The 17,452-nt window shown below is 59.9% G+C and carries 17 protein-coding genes and 4 tRNA genes; 18 read left to right on the top strand and 3 right to left on the bottom strand.

The window, feature by feature from the left end; all coding sequences use genetic code 11:
- Window positions 1–10 precede the first annotated feature (10 nt).
- The 4 genes from ileS to ispH all read left to right on the top strand — a co-directional run bounded on the left by ileS (window position 11) and on the right by ispH (window position 4,922).
- Window positions 11–2,842 carry an isoleucine--tRNA ligase gene (ileS, locus tag HX792_RS05805; protein ID WP_176995164.1) on the top strand — a complete coding sequence of 944 codons (2,832 nt, stop codon included), beginning with the start codon at window positions 11–13 and terminating at the stop codon, window positions 2,840–2,842.
- Window positions 2,835–3,344, top strand: a complete 510-nt coding sequence (gene lspA, locus HX792_RS05800; RefSeq protein WP_105697447.1) for a signal peptidase II — start codon at window positions 2,835–2,837, stop codon at window positions 3,342–3,344. Before ileS ends, lspA begins: the two co-directional genes overlap by 8 nt.
- 7 nt (window positions 3,345–3,351) lie before the next feature.
- A complete protein-coding gene (gene fkpB / locus HX792_RS05795; RefSeq protein ID WP_173390393.1) occupies window positions 3,352–3,789 on the top strand; it encodes an FKBP-type peptidyl-prolyl cis-trans isomerase in 438 nt (145 codons plus the stop codon).
- A gap of 185 nt (window positions 3,790–3,974) precedes the next feature.
- Window positions 3,975–4,922 carry a 4-hydroxy-3-methylbut-2-enyl diphosphate reductase gene (gene ispH / locus HX792_RS05790; RefSeq protein WP_176995163.1) on the top strand — a complete coding sequence of 316 codons (948 nt, stop codon included), beginning with the start codon at window positions 3,975–3,977 and terminating at the stop codon, window positions 4,920–4,922.
- On the opposite strand, the gene HX792_RS05785 is transcribed toward ispH, so the two are convergent.
- Window positions 4,876–5,454: a GspH/FimT family protein gene (locus HX792_RS05785; protein ID WP_176995162.1), complete on the bottom strand. Its 579-nt coding sequence runs from the start codon at window positions 5,452–5,454 to the stop codon at window positions 4,876–4,878. The two genes, ispH and HX792_RS05785, sit on opposite strands and share 47 nt — an antisense overlap.
- A gap of 205 nt (window positions 5,455–5,659) precedes the next feature.
- On the opposite strand from HX792_RS05785, the gene pilV reads away from it, so the two are divergent.
- The 5 genes from pilV (at window position 5,660) to thiO (ending at window position 8,971) form a co-directional block, all read left to right on the top strand.
- Complete coding sequence (gene pilV, locus HX792_RS05780) at window positions 5,660–6,145, top strand: type IV pilus modification protein PilV (protein WP_176995161.1); 486 nt, start codon at window positions 5,660–5,662, stop codon at window positions 6,143–6,145.
- Window positions 6,142–6,849 (top strand): PilW family protein, encoded by a 708-nt coding sequence (locus HX792_RS05775; RefSeq protein WP_176995160.1) that lies wholly within the window; start codon window positions 6,142–6,144, stop codon window positions 6,847–6,849. The genes pilV and HX792_RS05775 overlap by 4 nt, the downstream gene beginning before the upstream one ends.
- Before the next feature lie 6 nt (window positions 6,850–6,855).
- The gene (locus tag HX792_RS05770; protein ID WP_176995159.1) at window positions 6,856–7,386 is read left to right on the top strand and encodes a PilX N-terminal domain-containing pilus assembly protein; all 531 of its coding nucleotides are present in this window, start codon (window positions 6,856–6,858) and stop codon (window positions 7,384–7,386) included.
- An 11-nt stretch (window positions 7,387–7,397) separates the two neighbouring features.
- The gene (locus HX792_RS05765; protein ID WP_176995158.1) at window positions 7,398–7,799 is read left to right on the top strand and encodes a type IV pilin protein; all 402 of its coding nucleotides are present in this window, start codon (window positions 7,398–7,400) and stop codon (window positions 7,797–7,799) included.
- Window positions 7,800–7,861: 62 nt separating this feature from the next.
- Window positions 7,862–8,971: a glycine oxidase ThiO gene (gene thiO, locus HX792_RS05760; RefSeq protein ID WP_176995157.1), complete on the top strand. Its 1,110-nt coding sequence runs from the start codon at window positions 7,862–7,864 to the stop codon at window positions 8,969–8,971.
- On the opposite strand, the gene HX792_RS05755 is transcribed toward thiO, so the two are convergent.
- On the bottom strand, window positions 8,958–9,191 hold the full coding sequence (locus HX792_RS05755; protein WP_176995156.1) for a PP0621 family protein: 234 nt from the start codon (window positions 9,189–9,191) through the stop codon (window positions 8,958–8,960). The two genes, thiO and HX792_RS05755, sit on opposite strands and share 14 nt — an antisense overlap.
- Window positions 9,192–9,316: 125 nt before the next feature.
- On the bottom strand, window positions 9,317–10,342 hold the full coding sequence (locus HX792_RS05750; protein WP_176995155.1) for an outer membrane protein assembly factor BamD: 1,026 nt from the start codon (window positions 10,340–10,342) through the stop codon (window positions 9,317–9,319).
- Window positions 10,343–10,491: 149 nt separating this feature from the next.
- On the opposite strand from HX792_RS05750, the gene rluD reads away from it, so the two are divergent.
- The 9 genes from rluD to HX792_RS05705 all read left to right on the top strand — a co-directional run bounded on the left by rluD (window position 10,492) and on the right by HX792_RS05705 (window position 17,434).
- Window positions 10,492–11,454, top strand: coding sequence for a 23S rRNA pseudouridine(1911/1915/1917) synthase RluD (rluD, locus tag HX792_RS05745; protein ID WP_010213248.1), 963 nt, complete (start codon window positions 10,492–10,494; stop codon window positions 11,452–11,454).
- On the top strand, window positions 11,451–12,176 hold the full coding sequence (gene pgeF / locus HX792_RS05740) for a peptidoglycan editing factor PgeF (RefSeq protein ID WP_176995154.1): 726 nt from the start codon (window positions 11,451–11,453) through the stop codon (window positions 12,174–12,176). The genes rluD and pgeF overlap by 4 nt, the downstream gene beginning before the upstream one ends.
- Window positions 12,177–12,322: 146 nt before the next feature.
- The gene (gene clpB / locus HX792_RS05735; RefSeq protein WP_176995153.1) at window positions 12,323–14,887 is read left to right on the top strand and encodes an ATP-dependent chaperone ClpB; all 2,565 of its coding nucleotides are present in this window, start codon (window positions 12,323–12,325) and stop codon (window positions 14,885–14,887) included.
- A gap of 302 nt (window positions 14,888–15,189) precedes the next feature.
- A tRNA-Asn gene (locus tag HX792_RS05730) sits at window positions 15,190–15,265 on the top strand.
- 9 nt (window positions 15,266–15,274) lie between these two features.
- Window positions 15,275–15,351: transfer RNA gene (locus HX792_RS05725), tRNA-Pro, on the top strand.
- 5 nt (window positions 15,352–15,356) lie between these two features.
- Window positions 15,357–15,432, top strand: a tRNA-Lys gene (locus HX792_RS05720).
- 94 nt (window positions 15,433–15,526) lie between these two features.
- Window positions 15,527–15,603: transfer RNA gene (locus tag HX792_RS05715), tRNA-Pro, on the top strand.
- Window positions 15,604–15,770: 167 nt separating this feature from the next.
- On the top strand, window positions 15,771–16,514 hold the full coding sequence (locus HX792_RS05710) for a cysteine hydrolase family protein (protein WP_176995152.1): 744 nt from the start codon (window positions 15,771–15,773) through the stop codon (window positions 16,512–16,514).
- 32 nt (window positions 16,515–16,546) lie between these two features.
- A complete protein-coding gene (locus HX792_RS05705) occupies window positions 16,547–17,434 on the top strand; it encodes a LysR family transcriptional regulator (protein ID WP_176995151.1) in 888 nt (295 codons plus the stop codon).
- Window positions 17,435–17,452 lie beyond the last annotated feature (18 nt).

The following is a 17,452-nucleotide window of genomic DNA, read 5'->3' as shown; positions in this document are numbered from 1 at the left end:
AGAGCCTTAAATGACCGACTATAAAGCCACGCTAAACCTTCCGGACACCGCCTTCCCAATGAAGGCCGGCCTGCCACAGCGCGAACCGCAGATCCTGCAGCGCTGGGACAGTATTGGCCTGTACGGAAAGTTGCGCGAAATTGGCAAGGATCGTCCGAAATTCGTCCTGCACGACGGCCCTCCTTATGCCAACGGCACGATTCACATCGGTCATGCGCTGAACAAAATCCTCAAGGACATGATCCTGCGTTCGAAAACCCTGTCGGGCTTCGATGCGCCGTACGTGCCGGGCTGGGATTGCCACGGCCTGCCGATCGAGCACAAGGTCGAAGTGACCTACGGCAAGAACCTGGGCGCGGATAAAACCCGCGAACTGTGCCGTGCCTACGCCACCGAGCAGATCGAAGGCCAGAAGTCCGAGTTCATCCGCCTGGGTGTGCTGGGCGAGTGGGACAACCCGTACAAGACCATGAACTTCAAGAACGAGGCCGGTGAAATCCGTGCCTTGGCCGAAATCGTCAAGGGCGGTTTCGTGTTCAAGGGCCTCAAGCCCGTGAACTGGTGCTTCGACTGCGGTTCGGCCCTGGCCGAAGCGGAAGTCGAGTACGAAGACAAGAAGTCCTCGACCATCGACGTGGCCTTCCCGATCGCCGACGACACCAAGCTGGCCGAGGCCTTTGGCCTGGCGAGCCTGAGCAAGCCTGCGGCCATCGTGATCTGGACCACCACCCCGTGGACCATCCCTGCCAACCAGGCGCTGAACGTGCACCCGGAATTCACCTACGCCCTGGTGGATGTCGGTGATCGCCTGCTGGTGCTGGCCGAGGAAATGGTTGAAGCCTGCCTGGCCCGTTACGAGCTGCAAGGTTCGGTCATCGCCACCACCACCGGCTCTGCGCTGGAACTGATCAACTTCCGTCACCCGTTCTACGACCGTCTGTCGCCGGTGTACCTGGCTGACTACGTCGAACTGGGTTCGGGTACTGGCATCGTTCACTGCTCGCCCGCCTATGGCGTGGACGACTTTGTGATCTGCAAGAAGTACGGCCTGGTCAACGATGACATCATCAACCCGGTGCAAAGCAACGGCGTGTACGTGCCGTCGCTGGAGTTCTTCGGCGGCCAGTTCATCTTCAAGGCCGATCAGCCGATCATCGAAAAACTGCGTGAAGTCGGTGCGCTGATGCAAACCGCCACCATCCAGCACAGCTACATGCATTGCTGGCGCCACAAGACTCCGCTGATCTACCGCGCGACTGCGCAGTGGTTCATCGGCATGGACAAAGAGCCCACCAGCGGCGACACCCTGCGTGTACGCTCGCTCAAAGCCATCGAAGACACCAGGTTCGTTCCGGCCTGGGGCCAGGCGCGCCTGCACTCGATGATCGCCAACCGCCCTGACTGGTGCATCTCCCGCCAGCGCAACTGGGGCGTGCCGATCCCGTTCTTCCTGAACAAGGAAAGCGGCGAGCTGCACCCACGTACCGTCGAACTGATGGAAATCGTTGCCCAGCGTGTTGAGCAGGAAGGCATCGAAGCCTGGTTCAAGCTGGACGCTGCCGAACTGCTGGGCGACGAAGCGCCGCAGTACGACAAGATCAGCGACACCCTCGACGTCTGGTTCGACTCGGGCACCACGCACTGGCACGTCCTGCGCGGCTCGCACCCGATGGGCCACGAGACCGGCCCGCGTGCCGACCTGTACCTGGAAGGCTCGGACCAACACCGTGGCTGGTTCCACTCGTCGTTGCTCACCGGTTGCGCCATCGACAACCACGCGCCGTACCGCGAACTGCTGACCCACGGCTTCACCGTCGATGAGACGGGTCGCAAGATGTCCAAGTCGCTGAAGAACGTGATCGAGCCGAAAAAGATCAACGACACCCTGGGCGCCGACATCATGCGTCTGTGGGTAGCGTCGACCGACTACTCGGGCGAAATCGCCGTGTCGGACCAGATCCTGGCACGCAGCGCCGATGCCTACCGTCGTATCCGCAATACCGCACGCTTCCTGCTGTCGAACCTGACCGGTTTCAACCCGGCCACCGACATCCTGCCGGCCGAGGACATGCTTGCCCTCGACCGTTGGGCCGTCGACCGTACCCTGTTACTGCAACGCGAGCTGCAGGAAAACTACGGCGAATACCGCTTCTGGAACGTGTACTCGAAGATCCACAACTTCTGCGTGCAGGAGCTGGGTGGTTTCTACCTCGACATCATCAAGGACCGCCAGTACACCACCGGCGCCAACAGCAAGGCGCGCCGTTCGGCGCAGACCGCGCTGTTCCACATCTCTGAAGCGCTGGTGCGCTGGATCGCGCCGATCCTGGCCTTCACCGCCGACGAACTGTGGGAATACCTGCCGGGCGAGCGCAACGAGTCCGTGATGCTCAACACCTGGTACGAAGGCCTGACCGAACTGCCGGCCGACTTCGAACTGGGCCGCGAGTATTGGGAAGGCGTGATGGCCGTCAAGGTCGCTGTGAACAAGGAGCTGGAAGTGCAGCGTGCGGCCAAGGCCGTCGGTGGCAACCTGCAAGCCGAAGTCACCTTGTTTGCCGAGGAAGGCCTGACCGCCGACCTGGCCAAGCTGAGTAACGAACTGCGCTTCGTGCTGATCACTTCGACCGCCAGCCTGGCGCCGTTTGCCCAGGCACCGGCAGACGCCGTGGCCACCGAAGTACCGGGCCTCAAGCTCAAAGTGGTCAAGTCGGCTTTCGCCAAGTGCGCCCGTTGCTGGCACTGCCGTGAAGACGTCGGCGTGAACCCTGAGCATCCGGAAATCTGCGGTCGTTGCGTCGACAACATCTCGGGTACCGGCGAGGTTCGCCACTATGCCTAAAGCCAGTCGTTTTGGACGTCTGGGTTGGCTCGTACTGAGCGTGCTGGTCCTGGTCATCGACCAAGTCAGCAAGGTTCATTTCGAAGGCGCCTTGCAGATGTATCAGCAGATCGTGGTCATTCCCGACTACTTCAGCTGGACCCTGGCCTACAACACCGGCGCTGCCTTCAGCTTCCTGGCTGACAGCTCCGGCTGGCAGCGCTGGCTGTTTGCACTGATCGCCGTGGTGGTCAGTGCAGTGCTGGTGGTGTGGCTCAAGCGCCTGGGTCGCGATGATACCTGGCTGGCTATCGCGCTGGCCCTGGTGCTGGGCGGCGCGTTGGGCAACCTGTATGACCGCATCGCCCTGGGCCATGTGATCGATTTCATTCTGGTGCATTGGCAGAACCGCTGGTACTTCCCGGCGTTCAACTTTGCCGACAGCGCCATCACCGTCGGTGCAATCATGCTGGCGTTGGATATGTTCAAAAGTAAGAAAACCGGAGAGACCGTCAATGACTGATCAGGTATTGGCTGAGCAACGCATCGGCCAGAACACGGAAGTCACTTTGCATTTCGCACTGCGCCTGGAAAACGGCGACACGGTCGACAGCACGTTCGACAAAGCCCCGGCGACCTTCAAGGTCGGCGATGGCAACCTGCTGCCGGGTTTCGAAGCGGCCCTGTTCGGTTTCAAGGCTGGCGACAAGCGCACCCTGCAGATCCTGCCGGAAAACGCCTTTGGCCAGCCGAATCCGCAGAACGTGCAGATCATCCCGCGCTCGCAGTTCCAGGACATGGACCTGTCGGAGGGCTTGTTGGTGATCTTCAACGATGCGGCGAACACCGAACTGCCTGGCGTGGTGAAAACCTTCGATGACGCGCAAGTGACCATCGACTTCAACCACCCGTTGGCCGGTAAAACCTTGACCTTTGATGTTGAAATCATCGACGTTAAAGCGATCTGATTGACGAAACCAGCGCCTGTGGGTGTCGGGCTTGTGTGGGAGCTGGCTTGCCTGCGATTGCATCACCTCGGTGTACCTGATAAACCGAGTCGTCTGCATCGCGGGCAAGCCCGGCTCCCACAAAGGCTTACTCTTATAGAGCTGAGTTGATCCAACTTCTTGCCCAGCAAGACACGAGGCACAGCATGCAAATCAAACTCGCCAACCCCCGTGGCTTCTGCGCCGGCGTGGACCGGGCGATCGAAATCGTCAACCGCGCCCTGGAAGTCTTCGGGCCGCCGATCTATGTGCGCCATGAAGTCGTCCACAACAAATTCGTGGTTGAAGACTTGCGCGCACGCGGCGCCATCTTTGTCGAAGAACTGGACCAGGTACCGGACGACGTGATCGTTATCTTCAGTGCCCACGGTGTTTCCCAGGCCGTGCGTACCGAAGCCGCAGGCCGTGGCCTGAAAGTCTTCGATGCCACCTGCCCGCTGGTGACCAAGGTGCACATCGAGGTTGCCCGCTATAGCCGTGATGGCCGTGAGTGCATCCTGATTGGCCACGCCGGGCACCCGGAAGTCGAAGGCACCATGGGCCAGTACGACGCCAGCAATGGCGGCGCGATCTACTTGGTGGAAGACGAAAAAGACGTCGCCAACCTGCAAGTGCACAACCCTGAGCGCCTGGCATTTGTCACTCAGACCACCTTGTCCATGGATGACACCAGCCGTGTAATCGACGCGCTGCGCAGTCGTTTCCCGGCGATTGGTGGGCCGCGCAAGGACGACATCTGCTACGCCACGCAAAACCGCCAGGACGCGGTCAAGCAACTGGCCAATGAATGCGATGTGGTCCTGGTGGTTGGCAGCCCCAACAGCTCCAACTCCAACCGCCTGCGTGAATTGGCCGAGCGCATGGCAACACCCGCGTACCTGATCGACGGTGCCGAAGACCTGCAACGCAGCTGGTTCGACGGCGTCGAGCGTATCGGTATCACCGCAGGCGCTTCGGCGCCGGAAGTGCTGGTGCGTGGTGTGATCCAGCAGTTGCATGCGTGGGGAGCTACCGGTGCCGATGAGTTGGCCGGCCGAGAGGAGAACATCACCTTCTCGATGCCCAAGGAGCTGCGGGTTCGTTCGCTGCTCTGAGTGCCAGGGTGCCGTCACTGCGGCACAATGCCTGCTCGGCGGCCTCGCTGCGCAGGCTGATGCGCCCGCTGGGCGCAAGCACCACCTGATGCACGCTGTGCGCCCGGTCTGTGGCGCACACATGCACAGTCCCGGCTCGAAACCCTCCGCCCGAAAATACCGGTTCGCCCAGCCCACTGAAGCGGACCTGGTTCTTGACCGGGCCATTTCCCACGATGGGTACTCGACCATCGTCCTGCTGCTCCAGCAGCACCGGATTGTCATCGTCCAGATGCCCGCGCCCGCTGATATCCAGAATCACCCGCCAGCCCCGACTCCAGTCATCATCCCGTGCATGAATGATCACCGCGCGATTGCGTGAAATGGCCTCGGTGCGCGCATAGCGCAACCCTGCGGCCAGGGACTGCGCCGCGCTTTGCAGCTTTTGCGATTCAAGCAAACCCTTGAAGCTGGGGACCGCGAGATGCGCAAGGATGCCGCTCAGGACCAGGCTGAGCAGCAGTTCGATCAGGGTAAAGCCGCGTTGGGTCATGTGCCGTCCCTCCATGGGCGGGGTAAGCGTTTCACGTTGAAAGGGTAGGTATAGCCCTGGCCATTGGGTGTCGAGTGATGGCCTTTATGTCCAAAGTATTTCCCTTTGTTCCGGTTGCAGCGCCCGCTAAAAACCGGCGCTAGTCTTGGGCCGTACAGCAGGAGTTACCTGCGTTTCTTGGCCTTCGACACGGACGACGACGGTAATGTTTGCCTTCCATAACCTACTGCTTCCAAGTGCTTTACCTCGGTACCAAACCGGCATGACCTTGATAGAGGTACTAGTGGCCGTCCTGATCCTTGCCATCGGCCTGCTGGGGGCTGCGGTCATGCAGCTCAATGCGCTCAAGTACACCGACAGCTCAAGGATGACCAGCCAGGCCAGTTTCATCGCCTACGACATGCTCGACCGGATTCGTGCAAACGCCGGTGTCGATTATTCATGGGAGCAGGGCAAACACTCGGTGGCGAGCATCGCTACCACTAGCGTGCGTGATGTGGACCTACACGATTTCGAAGCCAATATTCTTGGCTTTGCCGGCAAGGGTGCCAAAGGCACGGTGGCGATCAGTGCCAATGAAGTGACCGTCAGCATCACCTGGGATGACAGCAGGGGGGCGAATCGCTCGGGCGCCCGTGAGACCTTCACCTTGACCAGTCGCATCGGCAATGAAGCGCAGGTGGAGCAATGAGGTGCTTGGTCAGGGGGTTCAGTCTGGTGGAGCTGTTGATGGTCTTGGCCGTCGGCTTGGTGCTGGTGCTGGGGGTAGGCCAGGTGGCTATCAGTGCGCGAGCCACCCACGCCAGCCAGCAGGCAGCGATGGTGCTGCAGGACGATGCTCGGTTTGCCTTTGGCAAGATCCTCCAGGACATTCGCCTTGCCGGCATGTTTGGCTGTCTGGCGCCGGCCTTTATCGATAACGCACCGCCTGCATTTGACCGTCCTATCGGCTGGAGCGCAGAGGGCGGGGCAAGGTCACTGACCGTTGTCGCTGCCGATTTTGGTGCGGAGGGTGGTAAGCCCGACTGGACGGTTCTCTCCGACTGTACGGGCGCCGCGCAAGCCTATGCGGGAAGTTCGCCACCTCCGGCACCTGGCCAGATCCGATTTGCCATACGCCAGCTGACCTACACGTTTGAGGCTGCCCAATTGAAGATCAGCTCACCTGCGGCGCCGGCCAAGGCGGTGCTTGTGGATAACGTGCAGGCGTTCGATATCAGTTTCGGCCTGGCAGCCCGGCAGGACTCGACACAGGTGGAACGATACGACGCCAACCCGGCGGACGAATCGCTGATACGCAGCGTGCGGATTCTCATGACGCTGCGCGACCCGACGGGGCGCGTGAAGGATCAAACCTACAGCGTCGTGGCGGCGCTGCGTAATCGGTTGGGGTAGGGCGCCATGACGCTGAGTGCGGGTTTTCATTCACGACAGGCGGGCATGGTGTTGCTGATCAGCCTGGTGTTTTTACTGTTGCTGTCCTTGCTCGGTTTGTCATCGATGCAGGGGGCAGTGTCCCAGCAAAAGATGGCGGGGAGTGCCTGGCACAGCAATCAATCGTTTCAAAGTGCTGAAAGCGGCCTGAGGATGGGGGAGTCGATTGTCCAGCGTGCAGGAGATGCGCTGCCGGTGTGCCACTCGATCATCACCTGTGCGCCGCCGAGCGAGTCAGCCTCTGTGATGGGAGCAGGCACGAATCCGCTTTCAGAAGTCTCCTGGGTGGCAATGAAAGGGGGGCTTTATGGCGTTCAATCAATAGGGGCGGGCGTGGGGCTGGCGCATTTGCCGCCTCAAACGCCTGCGGTGCTGTTCCGAGTGACGGCCGTGGGGTTCAGTGGCCAGTCGCGCTCGGTGCTGGAGTCGGTGTTTGCTCGGGTGGATGAAGGCGCTGGCCCGCGCTTTCAACGAATTTTGTGGCGGCAACTTCAATAAGGAGCGTTTTAATGGGCAAGGATTGCCGAGGGTTTACCCTGTTCGAGTTACTGGTGGCGGTGACGATCATCGCGTTGTTGGCTGCTATCGCTTACCCCGGGTACACCCGGCATATAAAAAAGGTCTATCGCGCAGAAATCGTTGCGCTACTCACTGAGCAGGCCCAGTCCCTGGAGCGGTTTTATACGAGGAACGGCACTTTTATTGATGCAAGCGGCATCAGTGCGGGCAACGATCGCTATAGAATCACCGCTGCACTGAACCCTCAGGATTTCAGCCTGGTAGCCACACCCGCCGCCGACTCTGTCATGGCGGGCGACCCCTGTGCAGCGTTTCAGCTGACCAGTACGGGTGAACGAAGCAACCCTGGTGCTGCATCCGAGCAATCGCGCAAAGCGTGCTGGGGGCAATGATGAGCGTGCTGCATGCGTGGGCGCCAGGGGCGCTTTTCCCTTTTTATCGTCTGGATCAAATGATGGCTAAGCAGCAACAAGTGGTGATTGTCGGTGGCGGGGTGATCGGGTTGTTGACGGCGTTCAACCTTGCCAGTCAAGGGCAGGCGGTGGTCTTGCTGGAGCGCTCAGGGCTTGGGCAGGAATCCTCCTGGGCGGGGGGCGGCATTGTTTCGCCGCTGTATCCGTGGCGCTATAGCCCGGCAGTGACGGCCTTGGCTCATTGGTCCCAGGACTTTTATCCACAATTGGCGCAACGATTGTTTGCCGCCACCGGCATTGACCCCGAAGTTCACACCACAGGTTTGTACTGGCTCGACTTGGAGGATGAAGCCGACGCTCTCGCGTGGGCGGCCCGAGAAGGCCGGCCATTGAGCAAGGTGGATGTGTCGGCGGCCCATGACGCGGTTCCGGTACTGGGTAGCGGTTACTCCCAGGCGATCTACATGGCTGACGTGGCCAATGTTCGGAACCCGCGGCTGGTCAAATCCCTGAAGGCGGCGTTGTTGGCGCTGCCCGGTGTCACGGTTCATGAACAGTGCGAAGTGGCGGGGTTTGTCCTGAACGGCGACAAGGTCGTGGGGGTGGAAACGGCGGTGGGGCCTATTCTTGGCGATCAGGTCGTGCTGGCTGCAGGGGCTTGGAGCGGCAAGTTGCTGGGCAAGCTGGGCCTGTCTCTGCCCGTGGAACCGGTCAAAGGCCAGATGATCCTGTACAAGTGCGCCTCGGACTTCCTGTCGAGCATGGTCCTGGCCAAGGGGCGTTATGCGATCCCGCGGCGTGACGGGCACATCTTGATCGGCAGTACGCTGGAGCATGAGGGGTTCGACAAGACCCCGACTGACGTGGCCTTGGAAAGCCTCAAGGCCTCGGCGGTTGAGCTGATTCCCGCGCTGGCGGATGCCGAAGTGGTAGGGCATTGGGCCGGATTGCGTCCTGGCTCACCCGAAGGCATTCCTTACATCGGAAAGGTGCCCGGTTTTGACGGGCTTTGGCTCAACTGCGGGCATTACCGCAATGGGCTGGTGCTTGCCCCTGCATCCTGCCAGCTGTTTGCTGATTTGTTGCTGGACCGAGCACCGATTATTGATCCGGCGCCTTATGCGCCAGAAGGCCGACTCAACGCTGGATAGACTTCGGGCCTTGCTCAAGATGCGCCTGGGTGCAGTACCACTCCTGGCGTGAGCTTAGGGCGCGGTCCTGCGGCAGGTGCACGCCGCAGTGGGCGCAGCGCACCATCAGGGCTGCGTCGGGCTCGCTGGTCCTTTGCTGTTTGGCGGCCGGGCTTTTGAGTTTGCGCCAGAACCAAACCGCGGCAGCAATAACGGCAATCCAGAACAGTAGACGAACCATGATGGGCAGTTTCTCGACAGGGAATGCGCCAGTTTAGCCAAGGACGTGGCAGGCGCACAGCGCAATAATGCTCGCCCATAAAAAAGGGAGCCCCGAGGGGCTCCCTTTTGCGTTGCGTCGACGTATCAGTCGAACACACCGAAGGTCATGTAGCTGAACCACGAGCGGTCCTGGTTATTGCCCAGGGCCTGCGGTGTCTCTTCTTCAATCACGTCGCCATTTTCATCATGCGGCTTGAGGTCCGAAGGGATCGCGTCCTTGGCGTCCTGGAATTGCTTCATCACGTCCTGGTTGGCGCGGGTTTCGCCCGGCGGCAGCGGTGGACGGGATTCGATCAGACCCAGGGTGTACTTGCTCAACCACGAGCGGTTGTCCGCCTCGGCAACCTGAGGCACGAACTGGCCGTCTTTCAGGCTTGGATGGTCCGGGTAGTTGAGTTTCAGGGTTTCCAGGCTGGTGGCCGCCAGGGCGTCCAGGTGCAGGCGCTGGTAAGCCTCGGTCATCACGGCCAGGCCATCACCCACGGAAGGGGTTTCCTGGAAGTTTTCCACTACATAACGGCCACGGTTGGCGGCTGCTACATAAGCCTGACGAGTCAGGTAGTAGTGGGCTACGTGAATTTCGTAGGAAGCCAGCAGGTTGCGCAGGTAGATCATGCGCTGCTTGGCGTCTGGCGCGTAGCGGCTATTCGGGTAGCGGCTGGTCAGCTGGGCGAACTCGTTGTAGGAGTCGCGGGCAGCACCCGGGTCACGCTTGGTCATGTCCAGCGGCAGGAAGCGCGCCAGCAGGCCAACGTCCTGGTCGAACGAGGTCAGGCCCTTCATGTAGTAGGCGTAGTCCACGTTCGGGTGCTGCGGGTGCAGGCGAATGAAGCGCTCGGCGGCGGACTTGGCAGCTTCCGGCTCGGCGTTCTTGTAGTTGGCGTAGATCAGCTCGAGCTGGGCCTGGTCGGCGTAGCGTCCGAACGGATAGCGCGACTCCAGGGCCTTCAGCTTGGCTGTGGCGCTGGTGTAGCTATTATTGTCCAAGTCTTTCTGAGCTAGTTGGTACAGCTCGACTTCGCTCAGGTTTTCGTCGACGACTTCCTTTGTTGACGAGCAAGCAGCAGTCATGGCGAGGATGGCGATCAGCAGCAGGTGTTTCACTTGCATGGCGGCTTGCGTCCCTATGACGGCCGCTGTCTTGGGCGGGGCCGTCCTGTTATGATGAGCGCCCCGTTGAAAGCCTCGGGGCAAAAGACGCCGTATTTAACCACAAGCGCGCAGCCGAAACCAAAGGCTGTGCCACGCCTAGTCTGAGCATGTCCGATAAAATTGAACTTCGCGCAGAGGTGCCGTCCGAATTGGGCGGCCAACGCCTCGATCAAGTCGCCGCACAATTATTCGCTGAGCACTCGCGCTCGCGCCTTTCCGCCTGGATCAAAGACGGCCGCCTGACTGTGGATGGAGCGGTTATCCGCCCGCGAGACATAGTCCATGGCGGTGCGATTCTCGAACTGACTGCCGAGCAGGAAGCCCAGGGAGAATGGGTCGCCCAGGACATCGAGCTGGACATCGTCTATGAAGACGACGACATCCTGGTCATCAACAAACCCGCAGGCCTGGTGGTTCACCCGGCAGCTGGGCACGCTGATGGCACCTTGCTCAATGCCTTGCTGCACCACGTGCCGGACATCATCAACGTACCGCGCTGCGGCATCGTGCACCGCCTGGACAAGGACACCACCGGCCTGATGGTGGTGGCCAAGACCATCCAGGCGCAGACGCAGTTGGTCACACAATTGCAGAGCCGTAGCGTCAGCCGGATCTACGAGTGCATCGTGATCGGCGTCGTAGTGGCCGGTGGCAAGATCAACGCCCCTATCGGCCGCCACGGCCAGCAGCGCCAGCGTATGGCGGTGATGGAAGGCGGCAAGCAGGCCGTCAGCCACTACCGCGTGCTCGAGCGTTTCCGCTCCCACACTCACGTGCGGGTCAAGCTGGAAACCGGCCGTACCCACCAGATTCGCGTGCACATGGCCCACATCAACTTCCCGTTGGTCGGAGATCCGGCCTACGGTGGCCGCTTCCGTATTCCGCCTGCGGCCAGTGCGACCATGGTTGATTCGCTGAAAAACTTCCCGCGCCAGGCCCTGCATGCACGCTTCCTGGAACTGGATCATCCGACGAGCGGTAAGCGGATGAGTTGGGAATCGCCTCTGCCAGACGATCTGGTCTGGTTGCTGTCGCTGCTCAAGCAGGATCGCGAGGCATTTATCGGATGAGTGACTGGCTGATTCCTGACTGGCCTGCGCCGGCTCAGGTGAAAGCCTGCGTCACCACCCGGGCGGGCGGCGTCAGCCTGGCGCCGTTCGACAGCCTCAACCTGGGCGATCATGTCGAAGACGACCTTGAGGCCGTCCTTGAGAATCGCCGTCGTCTCAGTGAGGCCTTCGGCATTCAGCCGGCCTGGCTGCGCCAGGTTCACGGCGTAAATGTGGTCGAGGCTGATCCTGCGCGCACCGCTGAAGCCGACGCCAGTTGGACCAGCACTCCAGGCATTGCCTGCACATCAATGACTGCCGATTGCCTGCCCGCGTTGTTTTGCAATCGCGCCGGTACCCGCGTAGCGGCGGCGCATGCCGGGTGGCGCGGCCTGGCGGCGGGTGTGCTGGAAGCTGCTTTCGAACGCCTGGACGCTGAGCCCGAAGATGTTCTGGTCTGGCTCGGCCCGGCAATCGGCCCAAAAGCCTTCGAAGTCGGCCCGGAAGTGCGTGAAGCCTTCATGCAGCAACTGCCGATCACAGCAGAAGCCTTTGTGCCCAGCCACAACCCGGGCAAGTTCATGGCCGACATCTATCAGCTGGCCCGCCTGCGTCTTGCCGCACGCGGTGTTACTGCTGTTTATGGTGGTGGGTTCTGCACGGTGACCGACCCTCGCTTCTTTTCTTACCGGCGCAGCCCTCGCACCGGACGTTTCGCCTCCCTTGTCTGGCTTGAACGCTAGACTCTCTTGACCTGGATCAAACCTGATCCATATCAGCCATCGTTCGCTTGAATCTTCCAGAATCCACCCCATCTATAGGGGTATCTGGCAGGTTTCTTCATTCAGGATGTTTTATAGCTCCGGCCTGCTCAAAAGGAAGGTGACTAATGCGTATTGATCGTTTAACCAGCAAATTGCAGTTGGCACTGTCTGACTCTCAATCCTTGGCGGTGGGCCTCGACCACCCGGCCATTGAGCCTGCGCACTTGATGCAGGCGCTCTTGGAACAGCAAGGTGGTTCTATCAAGCCCTTGCTGATGCAGGTGGGCTTTGACGTCAACAGCCTGCGCAAGGAGTTGAGCAAAGAGCTCGACCAACTGCCGAAAATCCAAAATCCGACCGGCGACGTGAACATGTCGCAGGAATTGGCGCGCCTGCTCAACCAGGCCGATCGCCTGGCGCAGCAGAAAGGTGACCAGTTCATCTCCAGCGAACTGGTGCTGCTCGCCGCCATGGACGAGAACAGCAAGCTCGGCAAATTGTTGCTGGGCCAGGGCGTGAGCAAGAAAGCCCTGGAAAACGCCATCAACAACCTGCGTGGCGGTGACGCGGTAAACGACCCCAATCATGAGGAGTCGCGCCAGGCCCTGGACAAATACACCGTCGACCTGACCAAGCGCGCCGAAGAGGGCAAGCTCGACCCGGTGATCGGCCGTGACGATGAAATTCGTCGCACCATTCAGGTACTGCAACGTCGCACCAAGAACAACCCAGTGCTGATCGGTGAGCCTGGCGTGGGTAAAACCGCGATTGCCGAAGGCCTGGCCCAGCGCATCATTAATGGTGAAGTGCCGGACGGCCTTAAAGGCAAGCGCCTGCTGTCGTTGGACATGGGCTCGTTGATTGCCGGCGCCAAGTTCCGTGGCGAGTTCGAAGAGCGCCTCAAATCCCTGCTTAATGAATTGTCGAAGCAGGAAGGGCAGATCATTCTGTTTATCGACGAACTGCATACCATGGTCGGCGCCGGTAAAGGCGAAGGTTCCATGGATGCCGGTAACATGCTCAAGCCCGCGTTGGCGCGGGGCGAGTTGCACTGCGTGGGCGCCACGACGCTCAACGAATACCGTCAGTACATTGAAAAGGATGCGGCCCTTGAGCGTCGCTTCCAGAAAGTGCTGGTGGAAGAACCGAGCGAAGAAGACACCATCGCGATCCTGCGGGGCCTGAAAGAGCGGTATGAGGTCCACCACAAGGTGGCAATCACTGACGGCGCGATCATTGCGGCGGCCAAGTTGAGCCATCGCTACATCACCGATCGCCAACTGCCCGACAAGGCCATCGACCTGATCGACGAAGCGGCCAGCCGTATCCGCATGGAGATCGACTCCAAGCCGGAAGTGCTCGACCGTCTGGATCGGCGCCTGATTCAACTGAAAGTCGAATCCCAGGCCCTGAAGAAAGAAGAGGACGACGCAGCGAAGAAACGCCTGGAAAAACTCCAGGAAGAAATCGTGCGCCTGGAACGTGAGTATTCGGACCTGGAAGAAATCTGGACCTCGGAAAAAGCTGAAGTGCAGGGCTCTGCGCAGATCCAGCAGAAAATCGAGCAGTCCCGCCAGGAGCTGGAAGCTGCACGCCGTAAAGGCGACCTGAACCGCATGGCCGAGTTGCAGTACGGGGTGATCCCGGACCTGGAGCGCAGCCTGCAGATGGTCGACCAGCATGGCCACAGTGAAAACCAGTTGCTGCGCAGCAAAGTGACCGAGGAAGAAATCGCCGAGGTCGTCTCGAAGTGGACCGGTATTCCCGTGTCGAAAATGCTTGAGGGCGAGCGCGACAAGCTGCTGAAGATGGAAAGCCTGTTGCACCAGCGCGTGATCGGTCAGGAAGAGGCCGTGGTGGCGGTGGCCAACGCGGTACGGCGTTCGCGAGCCGGCTTGTCCGACCCGAACCGCCCAAGTGGCTCGTTCATGTTCCTCGGCCCGACCGGCGTGGGTAAGACTGAGCTGTGCAAGGCCTTGGCTGAGTTCCTCTTTGATACGGAAGAGGCCATGGTGCGGATCGACATGTCCGAGTTCATGGAGAAACACTCGGTGGCTCGCCTGATCGGCGCACCACCAGGCTATGTGGGTTACGAAGAAGGCGGTTACCTGACCGAAGCCGTGCGGCGCAAGCCTTACTCGGTGATCTTGCTGGATGAGGTCGAGAAGGCACACCCGGATGTGTTCAACATCTTGCTGCAAGTGCTGGAGGATGGCCGCCTGACGGACAGCCACGGGCGTACCGTGGACTTCCGTAATACGGTGATCGTGATGACCTCCAACCTGGGCTCGGCACAGATCCAGGAACTGGTGGGGGACCGTGAAGGCCAGCGCGCTGCTGTCATGGATGCGCTGACCAGCCACTTCCGCCCGGAATTTATCAACCGGGTCGATGAAGTGGTGATCTTCGAGCCTCTGGCGCGGGATCAGATTGCGGGCATTACCGAGATCCAACTGGGTCGCCTGCGTGGCCGCCTGGCGGAGCGCGAGCTGGACCTGGTGCTGAGCGGCGAGGCGTTGGATAAGCTGATCGCGGTGGGTTACGACCCGGTGTATGGCGCACGGCCTCTGAAGCGTGCGATTCAGCGCTGGATCGAAAACCCGCTGGCGCAGTTGATTTTGTCGGGCAGCTTTATGCCGGGTACCAGCGTCGAGGCGACGGTGGAAAACGACGAAATCGTCTTCCACTAATCCCAGTCAGTGGCGTTGTAAAAGGAGGCCCCGCATCGCGGGGCCTTTTTTTTCGATAGGGCGTTGAACTGTAAGGAAAAGGCTAGTAAAGTGCGCCCCGCAACAACGTCAGCCCACGGGTTTCTTCTCCCCAAGAAGAAATCAGAAACAAGCGCAAATCATTGTCTTAAAAGCAATTTAAAGGGTTGACAGAGGTTTTTAAGATTGTAGAATAGCGCGCCTCAGACATGACAACGTAGCGATACGGAAGACTCGAAGAGAAGGTTACACCGCAGTAGAAGTTGTACTTTGAAATATGTAGTTCCGTGATAGCTCAGTCGGTAGAGCAAATGACTGTTAATCATTGGGTCCCAGGTTCGAGTCCTGGTCACGGAGCCAATTTCAAACCGGGGTATAGCGCAGTCCGGTAGCGCGCCTGCTTTGGGAGCAGGATGTCAGGAGTTCGAATCCCCTTACCCCGACCATATTTGGGTCGTTAGCTCAGTTGGTAGAGCAGTTGGCTTTTAACCAATTGGTCGTAGGTTCGAATCCCACACGACCCACCATTTTTGAAACCAGTTAACGCTGGAATCGAATCTTAAGATCAGAGGCCAAAAGCGCTGATCGAAGAAGGCGACTGAAAGGTCGCCTTTTTTTTACCGGGGTATAGCGCAGTCCGGTAGCGCGCCTGCTTTGGGAGCAGGATGTCAGGAGTTCGAATCCCCTTACCCCGACCATATTAAAAATCCTCGTATCGAAAGATACGGGGATTTTTTTTGCCTTTTTTTCAGCTCGATTTGTGCAAATTCCAAACAGATATTGTGCTGATTGGTGCGTTGGTGCGAACGCGGTGTGCTCCTAGACTGGGCCACGTCAGTATCTCTCCCCAACAGGAATTCGCATCATGAACCGCACCGCTTCTTTCCTCGCTGCTCAACCTGCTCGCTCATTACCTCAGTTGATCAAATCCACGCTCGTGGGCTTGGGCATGATCATGGGCCTCGGTCAATTTGCCGTTGCTGCCGACGCTGCGGCGAATAAGCACCCGACCATTCGCGCCATGTCAGGCGCCGAGCCCATCGGTCGGCTGGATCCGAAAACCACAGCCTTGCTGGTCATCGATTTCCAGAATGAATACTTCACCGGCCGTATGCCGATCCCCGACGGCATGAAGGCCCTGGACAACACCCAGCGTCTGATCAAATTTGCCGACAAGGAGCATATTCAGGTCATCCACGTGCAGCACATCGCCCCGGAGGATGCGGCGGTATTCGCCACAAACGGCAAAACCGTCGATTTTCAACGGCTGATGAAGCCGCGTCCGCAAGACAAGCTCGTGCAGAAAACCTCCGTCAGTGTATTTGCCAGCACCGATCTTGATGCGCAATTGAAGCAAGTGGGCGTCAAAACCCTGATTATCACCGGCCTGATGACTCACGCCTGTGTCGCCGGCGCCGCTCGAGACGCTGCGCCGTTGGGCTATGACGTTGTGGTAGCATCCGATGCCACCGCCACGCGGGCCATCACCCGTGCCGATGGCCGTTCGGTGACCAAGGATGAGTTGCAAAACTCGGCGCTGGCCGAGATCGAAGACACCTTCGGCTCGGTGCTGAGCACGGCGCAAATCATCGCCTTGCCGGTTAACTGAGCCCTTCTGAACAGCCAGGGATCGTCTGCTTCATGAACCAGTTGTCCGCCATGCGCGCCTTTCGGTGCATCGTTGAAGCCAAGGGTTTTTCTGCCGCCGCAGAACGCCTGGACACCACGCATTCGACGATTTCACGGCAGTTGCAACAGCTGGAGATTGAACTGGGCGCCCAACTGATCAACCGCAATACACGGCGTTTCAGTCTGACCTCGGCGGGAGAGCAGTACTACGCGGCGTGTGTCGATATCCTCGATCGTGTCAAGGCCGCGTCCCAAGCCATTGCCCAGGGACATCAGCGCCCGGAAGGCCTGCTGCGGGTCAGCGTGCCGCTGGTGGTGGGCACGTTGGAGCTACCGCACTGGCTGCCGGGTTTTCAGCGTCGTTACCCCGATATCGAGCTTGAATTGCATGGCGACGATCAATTCGTTGACGTGGTCGCTGATGGTTTTGACGTTGTGGTACGCATCGCCAGCGCCTTGGCGGACACGACCTTGATAGCGCGCACGTTGACGGTCTCCAGGCAGGTATTGGTGGCATCACCGAGCTACATTGGCCGGCATGGCTTGCCCCGTTCGGCCCAGGAACTCGACGCGCATCGCTTGCTGACCTTCATTGGCGCGACTTCGGATTGGGCGCTGAGCCCGGCGCGGGGCGAGACCATCAAGGTCACGCCCTCGGGGCAGTTTCGAAGCAATACCATCAGTGCACTGCACGCGGCGACATTGGCCGGGGCGGGCATTGCATGCTTCACCCAGGCAACGGTGCGCAATGACTTGGCGCAGGGACGGCTTGTACCGATCCTGCCCAATTATTCGCTGGGCGAGCGGCACTACTACGCGCTCTATCCGCAGTCCCGGCATCTGGCGCCGAAGGTCCGGGCGTTTGTCGACCACATGGCCGAGTTTTACGCGGCCCAATAAAAAATCCCCCTGCCGTTT

This window comes from Pseudomonas sp. B6002, from assembly GCF_013385985.1.
Lineage (GTDB): Bacteria > Pseudomonadota > Gammaproteobacteria > Pseudomonadales > Pseudomonadaceae > Aquipseudomonas.
Note: the sequence above shows the minus strand (reverse complement) of the source record. Positions and strands in the feature narration are given on the sequence as shown.